We start from the raw sequence: 21,393 nt of genomic DNA on the forward strand, positions 1-21,393 counted from the left end.
TCATGGATGGGTACACACCCTCATCAGGACCGGGCATGTCTTCGGGACCGGGCAGGGTAGGCTCGTTTTTGGGCATTTCCTGAGGGGTCGCGCCCTGTTGGCCACAAGCGGTCAAGGCAATGGCAAGTGCGGCGAAGGCAGTTCGGGTGATCATGGGGGTCTCCTGTCTGCAAGTTCTGGTGTAGGCCTAACGCCCATGTTGCAGGAAGGCTCCCTGACGTGAAGGATCGTGCGGATAAATTGCTGGTAAGCCTCGGCCTGTTCGAAAGCCGGGCGGCTGCGCGCGCGGCAATTGACGCTGGCAATGTGACCGCAGGCGGTGCTCTCGTCAGAAAGCCGTCGCAGATCCTGTCGTCTGAAGACAATATCACTGCCGCGCCCGCACATCCGTACGTGTCACGCGGCGGGTTGAAGCTCGCGCATGGGCTCGATGTGTTCGGCGTAAATTCCGAAGGCCGGCATTGTCTCGACATCGGCGCATCCACGGGTGGCTTCACGGATGTACTGCTGAGAGCCGGAGCGTGTCATGTCGTGGCTGTCGATGTCGGGCGGGGGCAGTTCCACGCATCTCTTGCAATGGATGAGAGGGTCACCAGCCTTGAGGCACAGGATGCCCGTACGCTGACTCCGCAAATGCTGAGCAATGCGCCGTCACTGCTGGTTTGCGATGCGAGCTTTATCGCGCTTGAAAAATTACTTGCTCTGCCGCTGTCGCTCGCAGCAGACCGCGCAGAGTTCGTAGGTTTGTTCAAACCACAGTTTCAAGTGGGTCGGGACCATATCGGCAAAGGCGGATTGGTGACTGACCAGAACGTGACCGAACGAGCGGCCAATGCCTTTGCAGACTGGATGAAGGAGCACGGCTGGCCGATTATAGCCTGGACTGAGAGCCCGATTACAGGCGGCGACGGAAATGCCGAACGCCTGTTTCATGCCATTAAGCGCTAATAGTTCTCGTCGTTGAACGGATCGCTGATTTCCCAATTCCCGTCATAGGGGTCGCGACAGGCCGTGATCGGATCGCGGATCACCTGGCCATCAGGTAGTCGGGTTTCACGCTCGATTGTGCGACACTCGATATTCGTGCCGGCCTGCGGTGGCAGGGTCGGGCCCGGCGCGGTCGACACGGGATAGGTCCGGCTTGGCGGCGGCGTGTTCGGATAGGTCATGACTTCCGGGCCACCATAGAGGCCATCTGTCGTGCGCGGGATTCCGCCCGTCGGATAGGCTGTGTTGGGAGAGGAACCGTACGGCGTTGCGACCTGACAGGGACGGCTTGTATCGTCCGCAATCGCGCCACCTGCAATGCCGCCGACAATCGCGCCAAGGATCGCGCCGGCAGCCACTTCGTCCGAATTGCCGTTGCCGCGATGGTGGCGATGATACCCTCGGTGGCCGCGATACCCACGATACCCGCGATAGTGGCGGTGATGGCGGTAGGCGTCTCCGTCATCAATATTGTTTCCGATGGCGCCGCCGATCAGTCCACCTGCAATGGCGCCCACCAGCACGCCTGCCAACTGGTCGTCCTTCTTCTGGCGTTCGCACTGAACATTCTGTACGGGCGCGTTGTAGGTGTAGCCATACCCGCTCTGGGCTGCGGCGGTGGCCGGGATAGCGAGGCCCGAGAGGGCCAGCGCGCCGATGACGAGCGATCGGGATTTCATCGCAATACTCCTTGCAGCAGATACACGTCCACCAAGTCAGCCTGCACAGTGCCGGTTTGAACCTGAACACGAGGTGAAAGCTGGACGAAGCAGGATATGCGCCACATATTTCTGGTATGGGAGTTCTGGATGTAGCTGCCCGCACGGCGGGGCGCGCCCGATATGCAGCGGCGCAGGGGCTGAGATCAGCCTGGTACGGCGTGCAGATGGGAGCGGCCCGGCGCAGCGCGAGCGGCTTTGACCGGCCGGGTGAACCTGCCTTTCGCCCGACACGTGGCACACCTGACCTCAGTGTATTGCGACGTGCTTATTTCGAGCTTTTCCTTCAGGATCGATTGAATGTGGAAGCGGGGCTTTATCCGAGACCGTCCGATGTACGACTGAGAGACCTGCCCAAGGCGCTCCGTTCCGCCCGCGCATTCAGGGAAGATGTCGCTGAAGTTGATCGGCGTCGCCTTGAGCGAAATGGCACGGAAATACGTCAGCAAGTGGTGGACGGTCATAATCGCTATCCGACCTACTATTTGCAGAACTTTCACTACCAATCCGGTGGCTGGTTCACCGAGGACAGCGCAGATCTGTATGACACGCAGGTTGAAGCGCTTTTCACAGGTACCGCCGACGCGATGCGCCGCGCCGCGCTGGCAGAGATTTCCCGCGAATTGAAGGGCAGGGATCAGCGCGGTGTCAGCCTGCTGGATGTGGCGTGCGGCAATGGCCGTTTCCTGTCGCAAATCATGCAGGTCTATCCGCGCCTAAAGGCAACCGGCCTGGACCTGTCACCCACATATACGGACGCAGCGCGTGAGCGCCTGAAGTCGTGGAAACAGGTGGAGATTCTCCACGAGGCGGCCGAGGCAATGCCGGTAGAAGATGCTAGCCAGGATATAGTGATCTCAGTGTTCCTGTTTCACGAGCTGCCACCGAGGGTGAGATCGGTTGTGCTGGCCGAAATGTATCGCGTGTTGAAGCCCGGCGGGCTGTTGATCATCGCAGATAGTGTTCAATTCGGCGACTATCCTGAGATGGACGGCCTGCTGGAATACTTTCCCCATGGATTCCACGAGCCCTACTATAAAGGGTATCTTTCCTGGAATGTCCAAGAAACGTGCGAATCGATCGGTTTTGTGCCCGATCGGCGGACACTGGCATTTCTGACAAAAATAAACAGTTTTCGTCGTCCTGCCTAACACCTTGTAAGAGAACTGATTTCTCGTCAGCGCTGTCGCGCTTAGTTCCGAATGAAGAAATATTGATTTGCGTGTATGGAACGTGACACTAATATGACAGTTACGTTACGGTCATGTGACACGAACTTTGATACCAGGAAGGAAAGGAGGCAACTATGGCCGTCCTAGATCATAATGATAACCACGTTTCCTGGCTGGCGCACAGGGACCTCGCTCTCAACGAGACGGGCCTGCGTGTCCTGCGGGGAGCGATGCTGACCACAGCAGGTATTGTCGGGGTAAGCCTAGCGATTGCGCTAGACCCGATCTTCAACCTGTTTGCCTGATTAGGTCAGGAACCTAGAAGCTCGGCAGTTTGCCGGTTCCCAGTATGGGCATGGCATAAGCGAGAATGATGGAAATAATGAGGCCGAGGAAGGCACGTCCGGCATCGCCGACGACGTCTTTCACGGCCTCATTTTTTGCCCGCAGCTGAGCGACATAGGCGATCGCCAGCTCACGTCCGGCCAGCAAGCCGAGGAACACCCATGTTGTGCTCATCGGAACGTTGCTCATTTCTTTGAAGATAAACAGGATGATCCCGTAGATAAGGTCGACAATTGTCGCCGCGCGAACATCGACCGTATTGATCTTGCTCTGAACGATCTTCTGTATCTGTCCGCCGCGGGTCGCGAAGATGTAGCCCTGGATTGCGACCAGCAGGATGGCACCGAAAACGACATACCCCAGTGAGAACGCGACATGCGTTTCGTCGCCCGTCACCGTCACGGTGCGCGGAAGGTAGACAAAGATATTTGCAAGGTCCTGCATCAGCCATTGCGACCAGAGGAAGGTCGTTGTCAGCCACTGGAACGTGACCCAGTAGGGCCAGGGCAGTTCATCCTTGGTGTGGAACACCCAGCGCTCGAATGTGCGGGAGATAATGATCCAGATGACCGCACCGCAGGCGAACGCCACGACATAGCCCATTGCGGACTTGATGATCATCTTCTCGAGAATGCCCTCGCTGGCAGACCCGCCAGACAGGGCAAACAGGGTCAGAACGAGGAATGTGGTCGAAACAGGAATGCCAAAGCGTGTCAGGAACAACAGGACCAGCGGGGGCAGGGCATGCCACCATTGGATGCCTGGCATCAGCAATTGGCTGCGATCCCCTTCACCGGGAAGCTGAGACAGCTTGTCGAGGCGCTCATAGGCAACGTCGCCATTGCCATTGAAGTAACCATAAAACAGGACTGCGAGCAGGATAGCGCTCGCAAAAAGCCACAGAACCCACCAGGGACGACGGGCATTTGAGGACAGGAATGTGCCTAGTGTCTGGATGGAGTCATTCGCGACAACCGCATAGGCGGCCAGCACAAATCCAATGATGCCGAAAATTTCCACGCCACTCATGCCGACAACCCATCGCTATATGAAGTCTGAACGCGAGGTAGCAGGTTCACTGAACAATGCCGATAGCAGGTTTGTGAACTTACTGTGACACGCGCTTCTGAGCTCATCGTCCCGTTTGCCCTCTATGACGCAATTTTGCATCTGCCAGCACACAGGCAAGCATGGCTTCGGCCACAGGTACAGCGCGTATCCCCACACAGGGATCATGCCTGCCGATGGTCCGCACGTCTACCTCTTCGCCGTCACGGGTCACCGATTGGACGGGTGTCAGGATGGAGGAAGTTGGTTTGATTGCGATTCGCACCACAACCGGCTGGCCTGTCGAAATGCCTCCGGCGATGCCGCCATTGTGATTGGAGAGAAACTGCGCGCCATTGTCTCCCGCGCGCATCTGATCCGCATTTTCCTCGCCGGACAGTGTCGCAGCGGCAAAGCCGTCTCCGATTTCGACGCCCTTTGCGGCATTGATGCTCATCATGGCGCTGGNGAGCTCTGAATCCAGTTTCCCGTATATGGGCGCGCCCCATCCGGCAGGTATTCCGGTTGCCTCGACCTCGACGATGGCTCCGGCCGAACTGCCGGCCTTTCGTGTCTCGTCAAGAAAGTTCTCCCAAACGGGCACCATGTCCGGGTCCGGACACCAGAACGGATTTGACTGGGTCGTTTCCCACTTCCACCGCGACCGGTCGATTGCGTGCGGCCCGATCTGAACCACAGCGCCGCGCAGTAGGACATCTTTACCAAGAACGCGGCGGGCTACGGCACCAGCAGCGACCCGCGCCGCAGTTTCGCGCGCACTGGACCGGCCGCCGCCGCGATAGTCACGTACGCCGTATTTCTGATCATAGGAGTAGTCGGCATGGCCGGGTCGATACCGGTCGCGGATCTCGCTGTAATCCTTGGAGCGCTGGTCGGTATTTTCGATCATCAGCGAAATGGGGGTACCCGTCGTCACCGGTCCGCCGGTGCGGTCATCCTCGAACACGCCGGACAGGATTTTTACCGCGTCCGGTTCCTTGCGCTGGGTGACGAAACGCGACGTGCCCGGTCTGCGCTGATCAAGAAATTGCTGGATAAAGGCCTCATCCAGCGGGAGGTTTGGCGGGCAGCCATCGACCACGCAGCCGAGCGCCGGTCCGTGGCTTTCGCCCCAGGTCGTCACGCGGAAGAGGTGGCCGAATGTGTTGTGTGACATGGCTGCCCATCTCGGATTTAAAGGTCAGGAACTAGGCGAACAGATGCTCAACAGCCGCGCGTTCTTCGCGGAGTTCTGCATCGGTTGCGTCCATTTTGGCGCGCGAGAACTCGTTGATGTCGAGGCCCTGAACGATCTCGTACTTGCCGTCCTTGCAGGTGCAGGGATAGCCATAGATGACGCCTGGCTCGATGCCGTAGGAGCCGTCAGACGGGATGCCCATGGAGACCCATTCACCTTCAGGCGTACCGAGCGCCCAGCTGCGCATATGGTCGATCGCGGCAGATGCCGCGGATGCTGCGGAGGAGGCACCGCGCGCCTTGATGATGGCCGCGCCGCGCTGCTGCACGTCAGGAATGAACGTGTCCTGATACCAGGCGTCGTCCACTTGTGGCTTGGCGGCATCGCCTTTCACTGTGGCGTGGTGGATGTCGGGGTATTGGGTGGCGGAGTGGTTGCCCCAGATGATGACATTCTTGATGTCGGTATTGTGGGTGCCGGTTTTCTCGGCCAGCTGGCTCATCGCGCGGTTGTGGTCGAGCCGAACCATCGCAGTAAAGCATTTCGGGTCGAGGTCTGGCGCATTCTGTTGTGCGATCAGGGCGTTCGTGTTGGCCGGGTTGCCGACGACAAGCACTTTCACATCGCGTGATGCGTGATCGTTGATCGCCTTGCCTTGTGGGCCGAAGATGCCACCATTTGCGGACAGCAGGTCTTTCCGCTCCATGCCTTGCTTGCGTGGCATCGCGCCAACGAGCAAGGCGTAGTCGCAATCCTTGAACGCGACGTTTGGATCGTCGGTGGCAACAATGCTGTTCAGCAGCGGGAAGGCGCAATCATTCAGTTCCATCACCACGCCGTTCAGCGCGCCGAGCGCGGGCGTGATTTCGAGCAGGTGAAGGTCGACCGGCTGGTCCGTTCCCAGCATGTCGCCAGCGGCAATGCGGAACAGGAGAGCGTAACCGATCTGGCCGGCAGCGCCGGTTACAGCGACTTTCACAGGCTTTTTCATGGGAGTTTCCTTCTTGCATAGGGTGATTTCGCGGCATCAATGGCGAATTTGTCGGGGAAGGGCAAGCGGCCATGCGTCTATGACGCAGACCGGGCACCCTGCCACAGTGGGACTCCGGCAGAGTTTGGCCTATATGGAAGGCTCACCCAGCAGCCCTTGGACCGGACATCGCCATGAGCCAGACCGACACGCCAGACATCATTCCACCATCGCCCAGCGCCGCAGATTATGCGACGGATCCGAACGGGAAACCGCTGATTCCGAATACATCTGATCCAATTGCGCTGTTCAAAGCCTGGATGGCTGAGGCGCGGGAGAGTGAGCTGAATGATTCAAATGCCATGTCGCTGGCCACNATCGGCGCGGACGGCATGCCGGATGTACGCGTGGTGTTGCTGAAAGAGGTGACAGAGGCAGGATTTGTCTTCTTCACCAATCTGGAAAGCGCGAAAGGGCAACAATTGGCGACAACGCCAAAGGCCGCGCTCGGCTTTCACTGGAAAAGTCAGCGACGCCAGGTGCGGGTGCGCGGCACCGTCGAGCCTGTTTCAGAAGAGGCTGCGGACGAGTATTTCGCGACCCGCGCAGCGCAAAGCCGGATCAGCGCAATTGCCTCCGACCAGTCCCGGCCATTGAATGACCGGGCCGAGTTCGAACAGCGCGTGGCCGAGCTTTCAGAGATATTCGGCGATGGGCCCGACATTCCCCGCCCCGAATTCTGGGGCGGGTTCCGTGTCGTTCCGGTCGAGATCGAGTTCTGGCAGGATCAGGCCTTCCGGATGCATGACCGGCTGAAGTTCACACGCGCCGACGATGGCTGGACGACAGGTCGCCTCTACCCCTGACAATCAGACGATCCCGTTTGCGACGGTTTCAATAATNAGGTGCGGGACGCCATCACTTGTCTTCGCCCAGGAAACTCCATCGCTGCCGACCATCGCAGACACACGCTGGCGGTGAGCAGAGAAACTGTCGAACTCGACCACGTCGACGGGTGTGTCGAAATGCAGGGTCACTTCATAGCCCATGCCTCCCGCCAGTTCGCGGATCGCATGGACGCGGCCGTGGAAAGGCTGTTTCAAGTAGCGGCCANAGACATGATCGCCGAGTTGGCAGGGGGCCTCGGGTGTGTTCGACAGCCGCGCAGATGCGGTGTTCCAGTCGCGATAGCCGAGCTCTGCGGCGACCATTTCGAGCGCTTTTGAGTGCGAGATGGATTGCCCCGCAGTGCTGGCCTCAAGGCGCAGTTCACGGGCGCGGGCCTTGGCGGCTTCGCGGGTTGTAATGGATTGCGGCATGGGTGGGATCCTTTCCCTTCATCCAGACGCGGTCGCTCTACGCGGGGCTTGCCTTGCCGCTGGACCGCTTNAAATGAAGCGTCAGCATCCTGAANGNNACAGCCGCGCGTTTGCNGCTGTGAGATCTTCACCTTCGGGACGTCCCGGCAAGCGGCAGGTGTCTCAAACCTGCGCGCCAGATAAGCCTGGAACGGGGAAACGTCAACGCCCGCAGGCGGCGATGGCTGTGTCGTCCGAGGTCATTGCCTCTGCCGCTTCCAGTGGGCGATCGGTCGCCAGCATGACCAGGCCGTCATCTGCCAGGTCCTGAAACTCCGATCCGTCGCCGTCAGCCATGTAGATGTCGTCAAGGCGGTCGCCCGCCCGGCCGAGCGTTCCGAACGCNGACTCCACATCATTCATTGCGTTGCGGTCCCANGCNGCGGCATCAGGACGTTCNGTGCCCGTCCAGCCGATGAGACGCCGGGAATCCACGCCCCGAGCTTCCAGCGCGGAAATGTCCCGTCCGCCACGAACCGAAGCCGTCATCATGAGCTCCGGATCAATCGCAGCGATTTCGGCGGCTTCATCATCATTGTAGGAAATCATGATCACGCTCTCCTCCGCGTTCGCTGCATATACGGCCTCAGCGATGTTGGAGAAGCTGGTCGTCTTCTTGCGGTCCAGCTCAAGAATTGCACCGGTATTGCGCGCCCAGATCAGGGCATCTGTCAGTTTNGGCGGAGAAAAATCCGTGCGGCGACCGTCATTGTCGACCAGCAATACGCCGGACAAGTCTTCCCAGCTGATGTCAGAAATATAGCCGCGGCCAGTGGTGGTGCGATTGAGGCGGTCATCATGCATGAGCGTCAGGACGCCATCGCGCGTTTCGGCGACATCGACCTCGAACACACGTACGCCGCGGTCGAAATTGTATTGCATCGTTTCGATNGCGTTCTCCGGNTACCCGGGAGCAGGGCCGCCGCGATGGGCCGCAATAACGACACCGCGATTTTCGCGCAGNCAGTCGAAATATTCGGGCAAGGGAAGGCGCTGGCTGTTGGCTTCGACTGCAGCAAACCCTTCAGTTTGAGGCGCGATATCGGTTGACGGCTCGCAACCAGCAAGAATGATGAGGGCGGTAACAAGCAGCGCGGAACGGGTCATTCTAGGGTCCTCTTCTTGCGCCGCACCAAATGCGCGCATAAACCGGTTCTAAATCAGGCGATTAATGCTGAAAACAAGAACACACAGGGAGACTTCATCATGTTGGGCATCATGCAGGATTGGCCGCTNACGGTTAACAAGATTCTGGAACACGCCAACCGCATCAACCCGACNCGGGAAATCATCACCCGCCGGGTCGAAGGCAATATTGTCCGCACGACATATGCCGACCTTTTCAAACAGTCCAAGCAGGTTTCGAATGCGCTGNTCGATGGCGGCATCAAGCTGGGCGACCGCGTGGCAACACTTGGCTGGAACTCGGAACGCCACATGGCGTCCTGGTATGGCGCGATGGGGATTGGCGCGGTCCTGCACACTATCAATCCGCGCCTGCATCCTGAGCAGATCGCCTGGATTGCCAACCATGCCGAAGACAAGGTGCTGATCTTCGACAAGACCTTNCTNCCGATTGTCGAGGCCATCAAGGACCATCTCCAGACGGTCGANACGTTCGTGATCTATGCCGATGCNGACACGATGCCGGAAAACAATCTTGGCGCAGTTCCGTTTGATATCTGGATCGACGGACGGTCCACAAATGTGCGCTGGGGCGATTTCCCGGAAGATACCGCATGTGGGCTTTGCTACACATCCGGCACCACGGGCGACCCGAAGGGCGTGCTGTATTCCCATCGGTCCAACGTGCTGCACACGATGATTACCATGCAGCGTGACGCGATTGGCATGGGCGCGAATGATTCCGTTCTGCCGGTNGTGCCGATGTTCCACGCCAATGCGTGGGGCCTTGCGCTGTCCTGTCCAGCTGTCGGGTCCAATATGGTGATGCCGGGCGCGCAGATGGACGGTGCGTCGATCTATGAATTGCTTGATACCGAGAAGGTGACCATCACCGCCGCTGTGCCAACAGTGTGGCTGATGCTGCTCAACCACCTTCAGGAAAACGATCTGAAGCTGCCGCATCTTGAAAAAGTGATCATTGGTGGTTCTGCTGTGCCGGAGCGTATTCTCCGCGCGTTCGAGGAAGATTACGAGGTGGATGTGGTCCATGCCTGGGGCATGACGGAGACCTCGCCGCTGGGAACGCTCGGAACGCTGCCGCCGCACATGATGGATGCGGACATCGACACGCGTATGGAGCAGAAGCTGAAGCAAGGGCGTCCGCCCTTCGGCGTTGAGCTCAAGATCGTCAATGACGAAGGCGANGACCTTCCGAATGATGGCGAAACGTCCGGTCGCCTCGTGGTGCGGGGCGCGGCCATCGCGGCAGGCTATTTCAAGGGTGTCGGTGGAAATGTCCTCGACGATAANGGNTTCTTCGANACGGGCGACGTNGCGAACATCGACGAGTANGGCACGATGACGATTACCGACCGCGCCAAGGATGTGATCAAGTCGGGCGGCGAATGGATTTCTTCGATCGACATCGAGAACATTGCCGTCGGCCATCCNAAGGTNGCGAATGCGGCCGCGATCGGNATCTACCATCCGAAATGGGATGAGCGTCCCTTGCTGGTCGTGCAGCCTGCGCCGGGCGAAANCCCGAGCAAGGAAGATGTNCTGGCCCAGCTTGAAGGCAAGATTGCCAAATGGTGGACACCGGACGACGTGGTCTTTGTTGACGAGATCCCACTTGGCGCAACTGGCAAGATCAACAAGTTGGCCCTGCGCAACCAGTTCAAGGACTACAAGCTGCCGACAGCTTAGTCTGCACTGAATTCAGGAACCGGGCGGGCGGCGGCTTCTTCTGGAGTCGTCGCCTTTCCATTTCTGGAAATGTCATCAAGCAACCATTCCATTTCGGCGATTTCTTTCTTCTGAGCCTGAAGGATTTCATCCGCCAGTTTCCGGACGCGGACATCTTCGATTCCTGCCCGTTCGCTTGTCATGATGGCGATTGAATGATGCGGGATCATGCCNTCCATGTAGGCCTTGTCCCCCACNGTTGCCTGAGAGCGGACAAGGAACAGTGCTGCTACGAACAGCAGAGCGCTGCCTGCATAGATGGCGAAGTTGATGCGCGTATCCTTGTACATGTNGAGCATGAAAGACAGCATCACGACGGCCATGGCCGCGGCCATGATCAGCGTCATGAAGAACCGTGTCTCACTCCAGTGCACGTGCGGGAGAGCATAAGTGTTGAGATACATCAGGCCGAACATGAAGATGGCGGACGTCGCGATCATCAGCCCGAACCGGCGATAGCTTCCAGAATGGTTCATCAGTTTCTCGCTCCATGTATGGCTCGATTCATATTGTCCAACGCGAGTTTCAAGGATCCCGTTCCGGAATATTCTGCCCGTCACGACTGGTTCGAAAGGATCGGCTGATCTATGTCAGTTCAGTTGAAGAATTTCGGAGAGGGCAGGGCGTATGAGTATGACATCGGAACAGACACAGGATGCCGGTTGGCGGGGGCTGGTCGCGAAGGCATCGCTGGCCTTGTCCATCTTTACGGTTTTCTGGTTTGTCGCCGCCGCGCTGGGCACAAAGCTCGGTCTGTGGGGCTGGCAATTCGGCCTCGGCACGATGACGATCAATTGGGGGCTGAAGCTCATCTTCCTGGCGCTCGGTGTCTCTGTAATCGCGCTGGTCCTCTCCCTGATCAAGGCGCCGCGCAAGCGGGCCTTCATTCTGGCTTTTGCCGCGCTGCTGATTTCGGGCCTGTGCTTCGGCCGGGTGGCGGCGTTCGGTGGACAGGCAACGCGACTTCCTCCCATCCATGACGTGCAGACCGATTGGACGAACCCGATCATGCCGAGCGAAGCGCTATTGGCAGCGCGTGAGGAAACCGGCGCGATGAACCCGGTCATGGAAGCGCCAGTGGTACCGGAATACGCAGAGGAACGCTGGCCAGGTACACCAGGGCGGCTCGTGTCGGAGTTGCAGGAAGAAGCGGAGTTCGATCCGGCCGTGCAGGAAGACCGGGTCGACGCGCCATATCCGAAGCTTGATTCCTACATCACCAATGCGCCGCCAGCGACAGCGCATGAGGCAATTCTGGATATCGTCAAAGAGCGCGGCTGGGCCGTCGTCGAGGCCGATGCGGCTCAAGGCGTGATCGAAGCGACAGAGACCAGCTTCTGGTTCGACTTCAAGGATGACGTAATGATCCGTATTCTGCCAACTGAAGAAGGTGGCTCTCGCATCGATGTGCGTTCTACCAGTCGGGTAGGCCTGTCAGATCTGGGTGCGAATGCAAAGCGGGTTCGCGACTTGCTCGACGATATTGAGACGGCTTTGCGCTAAGGCGCGCTCACCTCGGCCTCGTCCTCGGCCTTTGGCGGTTGGGGACCGAGGCCGAGCAGGCGGGCGACCGGTCCAATGGTCCAGCCTTGTGTCGTGAGAGAAATGGCAACGATCACGAAGACGACGTTGAAAAAGCCGACAGTAATCGGTCCCGGCGATATGACGGGATAGATCGCCAGCAGGATCGGGACTGCGCCCCTCAAGCCCACCCAGCTGAGGAATATGTTCTCGCGCAACGTAAAGCCCATCCACCCCACCGAGGCGAACACGGCAAGCGGTCGCGCGACCAGCATCAAAACAGCGGCGATCCCGATGGTTGGCCAGATATCCTGAAGCAGTGCGCTTGGTGTGACCAGCAGGCCCAGCGTCAGGAACAGGACGAGCTGACAGAGCCATTGGAAGGCTTCGTTGAAATCGACAATGCGGTCGATCGGGCGTTTCAGCTTTGCCTTCAGGCTGATGCCAGCAAGGTAAGCTGCGAGAAATCCACTGCCGCCAAGTAGAGACACACCCGCGAAGATCACAAGTGCGCCGGCCAGCGTCATCACAGGGTATGTGCCCACGGGAAGCGATAGCGTATCCAGCAGACGCGCCAGAAGACGCCCCCCGAAGATGCCGCCCAGAATTCCAATTCCAGCCTGCATCACCAGCAATACGCCCATGCTCGCGAGATCGAAAGGCGCATCCGTCTGCATTGTTGCAACAAGGGATGTGAGCGTGACCGTCAGAAAGATTGCCATCGGATCGTTCAGGCCGGACTCAAGCAATAGCGTGTCTTTCAGGCGTGGCCTCAGCCCGATGCCACTCTGCTGGATCAACAGGAAGGTGGCTGCTGCGTCAGTGGAGGCTACGGCCGCGCCAAGCAGCAGGCCAACTTGCCACGGTACCTGCAGGAGCAAGGCCGCAGCCACGCCCGTTATGCCGGCAGTAACCAGCACGCCCAGAGTTGCGAGCGATGTGGCAGGTGCTCCGGCAGAGCGGAACACGCGGCGGTCTGTTTCAAGGCCTCCCGCAAACAGGATCACAGCCAGTGCCACGCTGCCAAGGTCGAAGGCAAAGTTGAAATTGCTGAATTCGATCCGGCCTGGCCCATCTTCGCCAAGCAGCATGCCGATGATCAAGGCAATCAGAAGGAAAGGCGCACCCGCCCGCCGCGCGACAGGCATGAAGGCAAAGCTGATGAAGATGATCAGGCTGCACAGGAAGACAAATAGATACACTTGGACTCCCTGACTGAACTTGTAGCGCGTCCTGTAGATAAAGGCCGTCGACGCGTCAGTTCAAGGCGGCGCACGTAATCCGTCGGGACTATTACCGTTCAGTTTCGCGCGTACTTGTCTTCGTAGCGAATGATGTCGTCTTCACCGAGATAGCTTCCAGTCTGAACTTCGATCAGAACGACTGGCAGTTTGCCCGGATTCTCAAGACGATGCACGGAGCCGACCGGTATGTATACGGATTGGTTTTCCGTGACGAGTTGAACTTTTTCGTCAATCGTCACCTGAGCGGTTCCGGAGACAACAATCCAGTGTTCTGCGCGATGGTGGTGGGATTGAAGCGAAAGTGACTGGCCAGGGTGGACTTGAATACGTTTCACCTGAAAACGCTCTCCCATGGCGATCGACTCAAACCAGCCCCAAGGACGATAATCTCGCGGGAATTGTTCGGCCTGCTTGGATTTCTTGGCCTTTAACTCGCTCACCGCCAGCTTAACGTCCTGAGCCCGTGACGCATCAGCCACCAGAACGGCATCCGGCATGGCTACGGCGATGATGTTATCTAGCCCGATGCCAACAAGTTCCAGATTCTCGTCTTCAGATCTCAGCAGGGAGTCCTTGCATTCCATCGCTGTGACATGGCCGCTGGTCGCAACCCCGTCCTTGTCAGGGTTTGTCTCACGGCGTACGGCATCCCATCCGCCGAGGTCGGACCATCCGCCAGCGAAAGGCACAACACTGAGATTGTCTGTCCGTTCCATGACGGCATAGTCGATCGAAATGGACGAAACACGGTTCCAGCTTTCTGGTTCGAGCCGCGCAAACCCCAGGTCAATCTGTGCGCCGCTTACAGACTCGGCGACGAGTTTCAGCATATCCGGCTCGTATTGCCGGAACGCATCGACAACGCTCTTCACACTGAACAGGAAAATACCGGCATTCCAGAGGAAGTTCCCGCTTTTCAGCATTTTCTGAGCGTTGGTGGCGGACGGCTTTTCTACGAACTTCTTCAGCTTGATCGGAGACAGCCTATCGTCTTGAACCGGCTCGCTGAGTTCGAGATAGCCATACCCTGTTTCCGGATAGGTCGGCTGGATTCCGAATGTGACGAGGTGGCCCTTTTTTGCTGCACCAGTGGCAGCTTCAATGGAGGCGTGGAACGCGGATGAGTCGGGAATAACGTGGTCGGAAGGTGCCACCAACATTAACGCGTCAGGATTGGTCTTTTGCAGGTGAAGTGCCGCTGCGAGAATGGCAGGTCCTGTGTTGCGCGCTTCCGGCTCGATCATGATCGTGGCATCGTCGATACCGATATCCGCAAGCTGTTCCTTCACGATGAAGCGGAAATCCGAGTTGGTAAGGATCATTGGCGCGGCGAACGCTGTGCCTGTCAGTCTTTTTGCAGAAGCTTGAAAAAGTGAGGTCGGGCCAACCAGGGGAACGAACTGCTTGGGGTAGCTCTTGCGAGAGAGCGGCCAAAGCCGGGTGCCTGACCCGCCGCACATCAGGATCGGTACAATGCTACTTGCCGGAGTGGCCATGAAAGAACCTCACTAGTCGCTTGCGAATTTCTTGGCCCAGTGCGCCCGGATTGGCTAGCCCGGACGCTGAAAAAATGTCGCACCGAGACCTGTCAGCGGTCCTTTGGATCCAACGCATCCCTCAAGCCATCACCAATAAAGTTCAGGCAGAGCAGGGTGACCGCCATGGTCAGCGCCGGCGCCAGCAGCATCCAGGGCTTTTCCTCCATCCGGTCTGCGCCATCAGAGATCAGGACCCCGAGAGAGGTCAGTGGCTCATTCACCCCAAGGCCAAGGAAGGACAGGAAGCTTTCAGCCAGGATGACGACCGGGATGGTCAGCGTGACGTATACCGCAACCGGCCCGATCACATTTGGCAGGATGTGTCGCGTGATGATGTCCTTCCGGCTGACACCGGCCGCGCGGGCGGCCTCGATGAATTCCTTGCCTTTAATGGCCAGCGTCTGGCCGCGCACGATGCGCGCCATTGTCAGCCACTCAATCGCGCCGATGGCTGCGAAGATCAGAACGATGTTTCGCTCGAACACGGTGAGCAGCAGGATCACGAAGAAGATGAAGGGCAGGGCGTAGAGGACGTCGACGATCCGCATCATGAAATTGTCGACGCGGCCACCCAGATAACCCGCCGTCGCGCCCCAGCTGACCCCGATGACGAGGCTGACCGCCGTTGCGACGATACCCACCATCAGCGAGATCCGAAGCCCGATCATCAGGCGGGCGAGCAAGTCACGCCCTTGGAGGTCCGTGCCTAGCGGGTGCATACCTTCGAAGGTTGGCGCAATCGTGCGCAGGTCGGAAATCGTGCTGTACTTATGCACCCAAAGCATAGGGCCAAACACGGCGATCAGGACCAGTGCGCCCAGGATCCACATCGAGATCACGGCGGCGCGGTTGCGGAACAGTCGCGCACGCGCGTCATCCCAAAGCGAACGGCCGCCCACAATGGCTTTCTGTACCGGTTCAACACGTCCGGTCGGGTCGAGGAGGGGATCGAGATCCGTCATCAGTCGTACTTCACTTTCGGATCGAGCAGGGCATAGAGAATGTCAGCGAGCAGGTTCAGCAAGACAATCAGGCCCGCATAGACAATGATCGCGCCCATCACGAGCGTATAGTCCCGGTTGAGCGCGCCATCGACAAAATAGGTGCCGAGACCCGGCAGGCCGAAAATTTTCTCGATGACCACCGAGCCTGTCATGACCCGTGCCATGGCTGGCCCGGCATAGGAAATCAGCGGTAGGAGCGCGGCCGGCAAGGCGTGGCGCGCGATGACCTGCCGCTCGGTCAGCCCTTTGGAGCGCGCTGTGCGGATATGGTTGGATCGCATAGTTTCAATAATGGACGCGCGCATCAGGCGCGAGATGATGGCGATCTGTGGAAGGGCAAGCGTGATGACCGGCAGCGTCATGTTGTGCCAGCTCATGCCGATGTTCGGATACGTGCCGAGGCCGCCGACTGCGAAGATTCCGGCGCCGAGCGCAAATATCAGGATCAGGATAGGGCCGGTGACAAAGGTCGGGATGGATATGCCCGCCATGGCGATGCCCATCACGCCGTAATCTGCGCTCGTATTTTGCCTGAGCCCGGCAAATACGCCGAGCAGTGTTCCAACCACCAGGCCAAGACCCATGGCGAGGAAGCCGATGGTCAGCGAAATCGGCAATCCATCGGCGATCAAATCATTCACGCTCTTACCGAGCGTCTTGTAGGAGGGGCCGAAATCTCCCACCAGCACACCGCCTACATAGTTCAAGTATTGCTCGTGCAGCGGCTTGTCGAAACCGAACTTGGCGGCGATCGCCGCTTCGGTTGCGGGTGGCAGTTTCCGCTCACCGTCGAACGGGCCGCCCGGCGCCGCGCGCATCATGAAGAACGCCATCGTGATGATGGCCAACATTGTAGGGATTGCAATCAGCAGGCGCCTGAACGTATAGGCCCACGGAATTCGGCTAATGGCACGTTGGAATGAGGACACGTTCTTTTGCTATTCCGTTGCTGGTAATAGGAAATTCGTCTTGCCGCCGTTTCGGGCGCTTGGCATCGCGATCCGCAATCCTTAGCTTGTAGCGACAGCCGATCAAGACCGCAGACACAGGCAAGGACACGAAAATATGGCCGATATTCGCCGCGTTACGGAAGCTTTTGCCGTCGCTCCTCAAATTGATGAGGAGGATGTTGCCGAGATTCAGGCTGCAGGCTTCAAAACGATCGTTGCAAACCATCCGGACGGAGAAGGCGGGGTGACTCAGCCGCGCATGGGCGCGATCCGCGCGAAAGCCGAATCGTTGGGACTGACCTTTGTTGCTTTGCCATTTTCCGGTGCGCCGACACCCGAAGTGGTTGAACGGACTGGAAATATTCTGAACGAGGCGCCTCAGCCCGTGTTGGCGTATTGCCGCACCGGAACCCGCAGCATCACGGCCTGGGCGCTGACCCATGCGGGGCAGGGAGCAGCGCAAGAAATCGTCGATGCCGCAGCAGATGCGGGCTATGATCTGTCCAGTTTGCAGTCGTTGCTCTGATCATCAATCGCACAAGTTTGTGAGCAACTGGTCACACTTGCGCCGCATTAAGTGTGTTGTCAGTGTAGGCGGGCCATGCGAAGGCCAACACAGGGAGGCGCAGGTCATGAGGCCAAATGCGCGACAGGAGTGGAATGGATGAGCGATCGTCTATGGATCACCGACTTCAAATATGACGATGGCGCCATGCTGGTTAAGAAGACCGGGCACCGCGTTCCGCTCACGCTTTCCCTCGCGCACGACATCTTCACCTGGTTCTGCTTCTATTTCTTTGCTCAGACCTGGCGCACATGGCGCCGTCTGACCGGTCACAAGCGCCCTACGATTGCGTTCTATCCCGATAAGCCGCGCCCTTGGTACTTCATCTGGCCCGTCATGCACGTGTCCGGTGCGAAACTGATTGATGACGTCCAGACGGCTGACATTGTCATGCAGTTCGACGACTCGACGGAAACCGATAACTCGGTCCCGACAGTGAGAGATGGCGCAAAGCTGGTTAATTTCTCCTGTGACGACATATCGAAATCGACTGTTGCTGCCGCCTTTGAAGAGGCTGCGGGCTACTCCCTGTCTGTCGACCCAACCACTCATCAGGGCCGTATGGTCGAGAAGTCCGAGCTGAACGCTGCGCATGACGGCCGCATCCTGGAAGGCCCTCTGGACACGCCGCTGCCCGGAAAGACGTACCAACGGCTGGTCGATAATGAGATTGAAGGCGGACTGGTCGAGGATCTGCGATGCTGCATTGTTGCAGGCTCGCCCGTCGTCGTGTTCCGCAAGCGTCGTCCGCTTGAGCGCCGTTTCCTGAATGAGAATGTCCAGGTTTTGCTCGACGAGCCTCGCAATTGCTACACGGATGATGAAATTGCCGTGATTGAGCGCTTTGCGGCATCTATCGGACTGGACTGGGGTGGTGTGGACGTCCTACGTGACCGGCAGTCCGGACGAATTTTCATCGTCGACGCAAACAAGACTGATATGGGCCCGCCTGTTGCTCTGAAGCTGGCGGCCAAGCTTCGCGCCACGCGCCGCATGGCTCAGGCGTTCGCAGTCGCATTTGCATCGAAGAAGCGGTGATCTCGCTCCGGACGGTCAGAACCGCTGCAAGAGACTAGAAAATGGCAATTCCCTATATTCGCGAAATCGAGTTTGAGTATGGCGTTGTGGAGCAGGTCTCTCCGCTGATCCGCCGGGTAATCGCGAACAATCCGGGACCATTCACCTATGTTGGCACAGGCGTGTACATCATCGGGCACGGCGAAGTCGCTGTGATCGACCCCGGCCCGGAAAATGCCGATCACTTCGAAGCATTGAAAAAAGCGCTTGAAGGCGAGACCGTAACACACGTTTTAGTTACACATGGCCATTCAGATCATTCTCCACTGGCTACGCCTTTGGCCGAATGGGCTGGCTGCAAGACCTATGCAAAGAATTGCGGTGTGCCGACGGCCAAGGGCGAACTCGGCAGCGCAGACGATCTGGGCTTCATGCCGGATGTGAAGGTTGGCGATAGCGATGTCATCTCCGGACCCGGCTGGACACTGGACGTCATTGAAACACCCGGCCACACTTGCAACCATCTCTGCTTTGGTCTGCGCGAAGAGAATGCGTGCCTGTCAGGCGACCACATCATGGGCTGGTCGACCACGGTTGTCGCACCGCCCGATGGCGACATGGGCGACTATATGCGCAGCCTCGACAAGATCCAGGCGATGGAATTCGACACCCTCTGGCCGACGCATGGAAGCCCCGTTCGCGGCAAGGAATTTGTCGACCGCTTTATCACCGAATACGCCAATCACCGCCGCGCGCGGGAGGCAGCCATACTGGATCAGATGCGCTCGGGGCAGACCTCAATCCCCGAAATGGTGAAAGTGATGTATGCCGACGTCGACAAACGGCTACATCCGGCAGCTGCCATGTCGGTGCTTGGCCACATGATTGAGCTGATCAAGACGGGTGTTGCCGTCTCGCCAGATGACAAGCCGACCGTTCGCTCTCATTTTGAACTGGTGAAATCCGCCGCCTGACGGGCTTGGGCAAGGTTACCAGCCTAAACGGTTTCTGCCTTGTTCGGTCGCATGAGCAGCTGCTGGATGGCCTCATCCACGCTGATCGCGCCTTCAATGACATCTGCGACGGCATCACAGATCGGCATGTCCACACCGCGTTCTGCCGCGAGCCGTTTCAGGACCGGCGCAGTCGCGACGCCTTCGGTCACCGCATTTCGTGCGCCCAGAATATCTTCCAGCCGCTCGCCTTTTCCCAGCGCCATGCCGCAACTCATGTTGCGGCTCGTCTCTGACGAGCAGGTCAGCACCAGGTCTCCTAGACCGGACAGGCCGGACAGGGTTTCACGCTCCGCGCCCAACGCGAGCGCCAGTCGGGTCATTTCGGCGCTTCCCCGCGCGATCAACGCCGCGTGCGCAGAGCGGCCAAGTCCCTTGCCCAGTGCGATACCGCACGCAATGGCCAGTACATTCTTCACCGCGCCGCCGATTTCAGCGCCCAGCAGGTCATGCGCCAGATAGGGGCGGAAGTTTGGTGTGGCGACCGCGGCGATCAATTCGGTGCCAAGCGCCTCATCCTCAATCGCGAAGGTGACCGCTGTCGGCAGACCTTTGGCCACGTCAATTGCAAAACTTGGCCCCGACATCACGGCCGGAACGGCTTCGGGCAGTTCATCTTTCAGGACCTGCGTCATGAATTCGCCGGTCTTCAGCTCAATCCCCTTGGAGCAGAGCACCACAGGCGTTCCCGGACGAATATGTCCTTTCAGTGCCATGAGCGTTGCACGCGTGTGCTGCGCTGGCGCAACGGCAAACAGCGCATCCATCAGGTGAAGATCAGCCAGGTCCGAGGTCGCTTTCAGCGCCGGGTTCAGGGCAACGCCGGGCAGGAAGCCTGTATTCTCGTGACGCGTGTTGATGGCATCCGAGATGTCGGGCTCGCGGCACCAGATCAGCACGTCCTGGTCTGCGCGGGTCAGCATCTGGGCAATCGCAGTGCCCCAGGCGCCGCCACCGATGACGCCGAATGTCTTGAAATGTTTCGTCATGCGCCGGAGATTGGTCGAAACCGCTCAGCGGGGCAAGCGGCTCAATCAGATGAAATTGAACGTGCCGCGTTCCTTCTCAGGGTCCGCTGTGACGGCAGCTTTCCGACCCACCGGAGAGGCATCTTCCCGCAGGACAGGGAATGCCTCCTTAGAAGCATTGGCCAACGCGCGCCGACCGTCTTCCAGCCGAATGAAGGCGATCCCCTTGTTCGGGCCTTCCTTGCCGTGCGTGACAGTGAATGTTTCCAGAACACCTTCGCAGTCGTCCTTGCAGAGCGTGACGCGTTCACTTGGCGTCGCGTACGGCTCGGCGGGCGCGAAGCGCGCAGGTTTCTCGGTGGAGTAAACGCCTACGGCTTCCTTGGTCATCCAGCCGCCATTGGCGAGCACCAGCCCGTAGTCGCCAGGATTCGCGCGCAGTTTCGCAGCCATCTCGGCGATCCCGTGCAGGGAGTAATTGTTTCCCGGCCCGCCAAAGAAGGGCAACCCGCCGGTGAGGGTCAGGGGACGTGGATCACTCTTCCAGTCGATTCCCAGCTCCGCCGTCGAAGAGAAGACAGCGCATGGGAAGCAGGAGTAAAGATCAAGATGCTGGATGTCGTCAGCGGTCTTGTCGGCTTGGTCCAGCGCGCGACCAATTGCGGTCTGCATTGCCCAGGATCCATCAAGGCGCGGGCGCAGCGAGATCAGGTCATCCGCGGCCTCTCCACCACCGTGCAGATAGACGCGCTTGTCTTCCGGAACACCCAAGGCATCCGCTTTTGAACTGCTCATCAGGATGGCTGCCGCGCCCTGATTCACGGCGTCCTGGGCGATGAACCATTTCAGGAAAGGGTCGGCGTATTCGTAGTTGGCTTTTGACGGGGTCGACAGGAATTCTACGGA

Annotated in this window: 21 protein-coding genes and 1 pseudogene; 9 read left to right on the forward strand and 13 right to left on the reverse strand. The window is 58.7% G+C overall.

Going from position 1 to position 21,393, the window contains the following annotated elements:
* The first annotated feature begins 219 nt into the window (after positions 1-219).
* Positions 220-948 carry a TlyA family RNA methyltransferase gene (locus CBB91_RS13600; RefSeq protein WP_273014657.1) on the forward strand — a complete coding sequence of 243 codons (729 nt, stop codon included), beginning with the start codon at positions 220-222 and terminating at the stop codon, positions 946-948.
* On the opposite strand, the gene CBB91_RS13605 is transcribed toward CBB91_RS13600, so the two are convergent.
* The gene (locus tag CBB91_RS13605; RefSeq protein ID WP_273014659.1) at positions 945-1,667 is read right to left on the reverse strand and encodes a hypothetical protein; all 723 of its coding nucleotides are present in this window, start codon (positions 1,665-1,667) and stop codon (positions 945-947) included. The genes CBB91_RS13600 and CBB91_RS13605 overlap by 4 nt on opposite strands.
* Before the next feature lie 116 nt (positions 1,668-1,783).
* Here CBB91_RS13605 and CBB91_RS13610 point away from each other — a divergent pair, with 116 nt between their 5' ends.
* Together CBB91_RS13610 and CBB91_RS13615 are read left to right on the forward strand one after the other, a co-directional pair.
* Complete coding sequence (locus tag CBB91_RS13610; RefSeq protein WP_273014661.1) at positions 1,784-2,857, forward strand: class I SAM-dependent methyltransferase; 1,074 nt, start codon at positions 1,784-1,786, stop codon at positions 2,855-2,857.
* A gap of 155 nt (positions 2,858-3,012) precedes the next feature.
* Positions 3,013-3,183 carry a hypothetical protein gene (locus tag CBB91_RS13615; RefSeq protein WP_155841590.1) on the forward strand — a complete coding sequence of 57 codons (171 nt, stop codon included), beginning with the start codon at positions 3,013-3,015 and terminating at the stop codon, positions 3,181-3,183.
* A 13-nt stretch (positions 3,184-3,196) separates the two neighbouring features.
* Here CBB91_RS13615 and CBB91_RS13620 read toward each other — a convergent pair whose 3' ends face one another.
* From CBB91_RS13620 to CBB91_RS13630, 3 genes are all read right to left on the reverse strand, one after another.
* Complete coding sequence (locus CBB91_RS13620) at positions 3,197-4,252, reverse strand: hypothetical protein (protein ID WP_272982395.1); 1,056 nt, start codon at positions 4,250-4,252, stop codon at positions 3,197-3,199.
* 103 nt (positions 4,253-4,355) lie between these two features.
* Positions 4,356-5,447 carry a chorismate synthase gene (aroC, locus tag CBB91_RS13625; RefSeq protein ID WP_273014663.1) on the reverse strand — a complete coding sequence of 364 codons (1,092 nt, stop codon included), beginning with the start codon at positions 5,445-5,447 and terminating at the stop codon, positions 4,356-4,358.
* Between the two features lie 31 nt (positions 5,448-5,478).
* Positions 5,479-6,459, reverse strand: coding sequence for a malate dehydrogenase (locus CBB91_RS13630; RefSeq protein WP_035546594.1), 981 nt, complete (start codon positions 6,457-6,459; stop codon positions 5,479-5,481).
* 173 nt (positions 6,460-6,632) lie between these two features.
* On the opposite strand from CBB91_RS13630, the gene pdxH reads away from it, so the two are divergent.
* Complete coding sequence (gene pdxH, locus CBB91_RS13635; RefSeq protein WP_035546590.1) at positions 6,633-7,304, forward strand: pyridoxamine 5'-phosphate oxidase; 672 nt, start codon at positions 6,633-6,635, stop codon at positions 7,302-7,304.
* A 3-nt stretch (positions 7,305-7,307) separates the two neighbouring features.
* Here the strand turns inward: pdxH and CBB91_RS13640 are convergent, their stop codons facing one another.
* On the reverse strand, positions 7,308-7,757 hold the full coding sequence (locus tag CBB91_RS13640) for a glyoxalase superfamily protein (RefSeq protein ID WP_273014666.1): 450 nt from the start codon (positions 7,755-7,757) through the stop codon (positions 7,308-7,310).
* Positions 7,758-7,958: 201 nt separating this feature from the next.
* Complete coding sequence (locus CBB91_RS13645; RefSeq protein ID WP_273014668.1) at positions 7,959-8,903, reverse strand: glycerophosphodiester phosphodiesterase family protein; 945 nt, start codon at positions 8,901-8,903, stop codon at positions 7,959-7,961.
* A gap of 99 nt (positions 8,904-9,002) precedes the next feature.
* Here CBB91_RS13645 and CBB91_RS13650 point away from each other — a divergent pair, with 99 nt between their 5' ends.
* Positions 9,003-10,628 (forward strand): long-chain-fatty-acid--CoA ligase, encoded by a 1,626-nt coding sequence (locus CBB91_RS13650; RefSeq protein WP_273014670.1) that lies wholly within the window; start codon positions 9,003-9,005, stop codon positions 10,626-10,628.
* On the opposite strand, the gene CBB91_RS13655 is transcribed toward CBB91_RS13650, so the two are convergent.
* Entirely contained in the window at positions 10,625-11,143 is a 519-nt protein-coding gene (locus CBB91_RS13655) for a DUF305 domain-containing protein (protein ID WP_273014672.1), read from the reverse strand. The two genes, CBB91_RS13650 and CBB91_RS13655, sit on opposite strands and share 4 nt — an antisense overlap.
* Before the next feature lie 151 nt (positions 11,144-11,294).
* Here CBB91_RS13655 and CBB91_RS13660 point away from each other — a divergent pair, with 151 nt between their 5' ends.
* Entirely contained in the window at positions 11,295-12,170 is an 876-nt protein-coding gene (locus tag CBB91_RS13660; protein ID WP_273014673.1) for a DUF1499 domain-containing protein, read from the forward strand.
* Here CBB91_RS13660 and CBB91_RS13665 read toward each other — a convergent pair.
* From CBB91_RS13665 to CBB91_RS13680, 4 genes are all read right to left on the reverse strand, one after another.
* Positions 12,167-13,390: a potassium/proton antiporter gene (locus tag CBB91_RS13665; protein WP_081805950.1), complete on the reverse strand. Its 1,224-nt coding sequence runs from the start codon at positions 13,388-13,390 to the stop codon at positions 12,167-12,169. The two genes, CBB91_RS13660 and CBB91_RS13665, sit on opposite strands and share 4 nt — an antisense overlap.
* Positions 13,391-13,488: 98 nt before the next feature.
* Positions 13,489-14,928: a mannose-1-phosphate guanylyltransferase/mannose-6-phosphate isomerase gene (locus CBB91_RS13670; protein ID WP_273014674.1), complete on the reverse strand. Its 1,440-nt coding sequence runs from the start codon at positions 14,926-14,928 to the stop codon at positions 13,489-13,491.
* 92 nt (positions 14,929-15,020) lie between these two features.
* Positions 15,021-15,932 carry an ABC transporter permease subunit gene (locus CBB91_RS13675; protein ID WP_272982410.1) on the reverse strand — a complete coding sequence of 304 codons (912 nt, stop codon included), beginning with the start codon at positions 15,930-15,932 and terminating at the stop codon, positions 15,021-15,023.
* Complete coding sequence (locus CBB91_RS13680; protein ID WP_273014676.1) at positions 15,932-16,903, reverse strand: ABC transporter permease subunit; 972 nt, start codon at positions 16,901-16,903, stop codon at positions 15,932-15,934. The genes CBB91_RS13675 and CBB91_RS13680 overlap by 1 nt, the downstream gene beginning before the upstream one ends.
* Positions 16,904-17,039: 136 nt before the next feature.
* On the opposite strand from CBB91_RS13680, the gene CBB91_RS13685 reads away from it, so the two are divergent.
* From CBB91_RS13685 to CBB91_RS13695, 3 genes are all read left to right on the forward strand, one after another.
* Entirely contained in the window at positions 17,040-17,450 is a 411-nt protein-coding gene (locus tag CBB91_RS13685; protein WP_273014678.1) for a TIGR01244 family sulfur transferase, read from the forward strand.
* A gap of 138 nt (positions 17,451-17,588) precedes the next feature.
* Positions 17,589-18,527, forward strand: a complete 939-nt coding sequence (locus tag CBB91_RS13690; protein WP_035546569.1) for a hypothetical protein — start codon at positions 17,589-17,591, stop codon at positions 18,525-18,527.
* A gap of 41 nt (positions 18,528-18,568) precedes the next feature.
* The gene (locus CBB91_RS13695; RefSeq protein WP_273014680.1) at positions 18,569-19,480 is read left to right on the forward strand and encodes an MBL fold metallo-hydrolase; all 912 of its coding nucleotides are present in this window, start codon (positions 18,569-18,571) and stop codon (positions 19,478-19,480) included.
* Between the two features lie 23 nt (positions 19,481-19,503).
* On the opposite strand, the gene CBB91_RS13700 is transcribed toward CBB91_RS13695, so the two are convergent.
* Together CBB91_RS13700 and CBB91_RS13705 are read right to left on the reverse strand one after the other, a co-directional pair.
* On the reverse strand, positions 19,504-20,508 hold the full coding sequence (locus CBB91_RS13700) for an NAD(P)H-dependent glycerol-3-phosphate dehydrogenase (protein WP_273014682.1): 1,005 nt from the start codon (positions 20,506-20,508) through the stop codon (positions 19,504-19,506).
* A gap of 45 nt (positions 20,509-20,553) precedes the next feature.
* A pseudogene (locus tag CBB91_RS13705) lies at positions 20,554-21,393 on the reverse strand (acetyl-CoA acetyltransferase); the annotation flags it as partial.

The sequence above is a fragment of the Hyphomonas sp. TMED31 genome (assembly GCF_002172815.1).
Taxonomy (GTDB): domain Bacteria; phylum Pseudomonadota; class Alphaproteobacteria; order Caulobacterales; family Hyphomonadaceae; genus Hyphomonas; species Hyphomonas atlantica.

Excerpts from the sequence above, each read along its gene's own strand:
- CBB91_RS13605 (WP_273014659.1), bottom strand. The coding sequence starts at position 1,667 with ATGAAATCCCGATCGCTCGTCATCGGCGCGCTGGCCCTCTCGGGCCTC.
- CBB91_RS13610 (WP_273014661.1), top strand. The coding sequence starts at position 1,784 with ATGGGAGTTCTGGATGTAGCTGCCCGCACGGCGGGGCGCGCCCGATAT.
- CBB91_RS13615 (WP_155841590.1), top strand. The coding sequence starts at position 3,013 with ATGGCCGTCCTAGATCATAATGATAACCACGTTTCCTGGCTGGCGCAC.
- CBB91_RS13620 (WP_272982395.1), bottom strand. The coding sequence starts at position 4,252 with ATGAGTGGCGTGGAAATTTTCGGCATCATTGGATTTGTGCTGGCCGCC.
- CBB91_RS13630 (WP_035546594.1), bottom strand. The coding sequence starts at position 6,459 with ATGAAAAAGCCTGTGAAAGTCGCTGTAACCGGCGCTGCCGGCCAGATC.
- CBB91_RS13660 (WP_273014673.1), top strand. The coding sequence starts at position 11,295 with ATGAGTATGACATCGGAACAGACACAGGATGCCGGTTGGCGGGGGCTG.
- CBB91_RS13670 (WP_273014674.1), bottom strand. The coding sequence starts at position 14,928 with ATGGCCACTCCGGCAAGTAGCATTGTACCGATCCTGATGTGCGGCGGG.
- CBB91_RS13675 (WP_272982410.1), bottom strand. The coding sequence starts at position 15,932 with ATGACGGATCTCGATCCCCTCCTCGACCCGACCGGACGTGTTGAACCG.
- CBB91_RS13685 (WP_273014678.1), top strand. The coding sequence starts at position 17,040 with ATGGCCGATATTCGCCGCGTTACGGAAGCTTTTGCCGTCGCTCCTCAA.
- CBB91_RS13690 (WP_035546569.1), top strand. The coding sequence starts at position 17,589 with ATGAGCGATCGTCTATGGATCACCGACTTCAAATATGACGATGGCGCC.
- CBB91_RS13695 (WP_273014680.1), top strand. The coding sequence starts at position 18,569 with ATGGCAATTCCCTATATTCGCGAAATCGAGTTTGAGTATGGCGTTGTG.
- CBB91_RS13700 (WP_273014682.1), bottom strand. The coding sequence starts at position 20,508 with ATGACGAAACATTTCAAGACATTCGGCGTCATCGGTGGCGGCGCCTGG.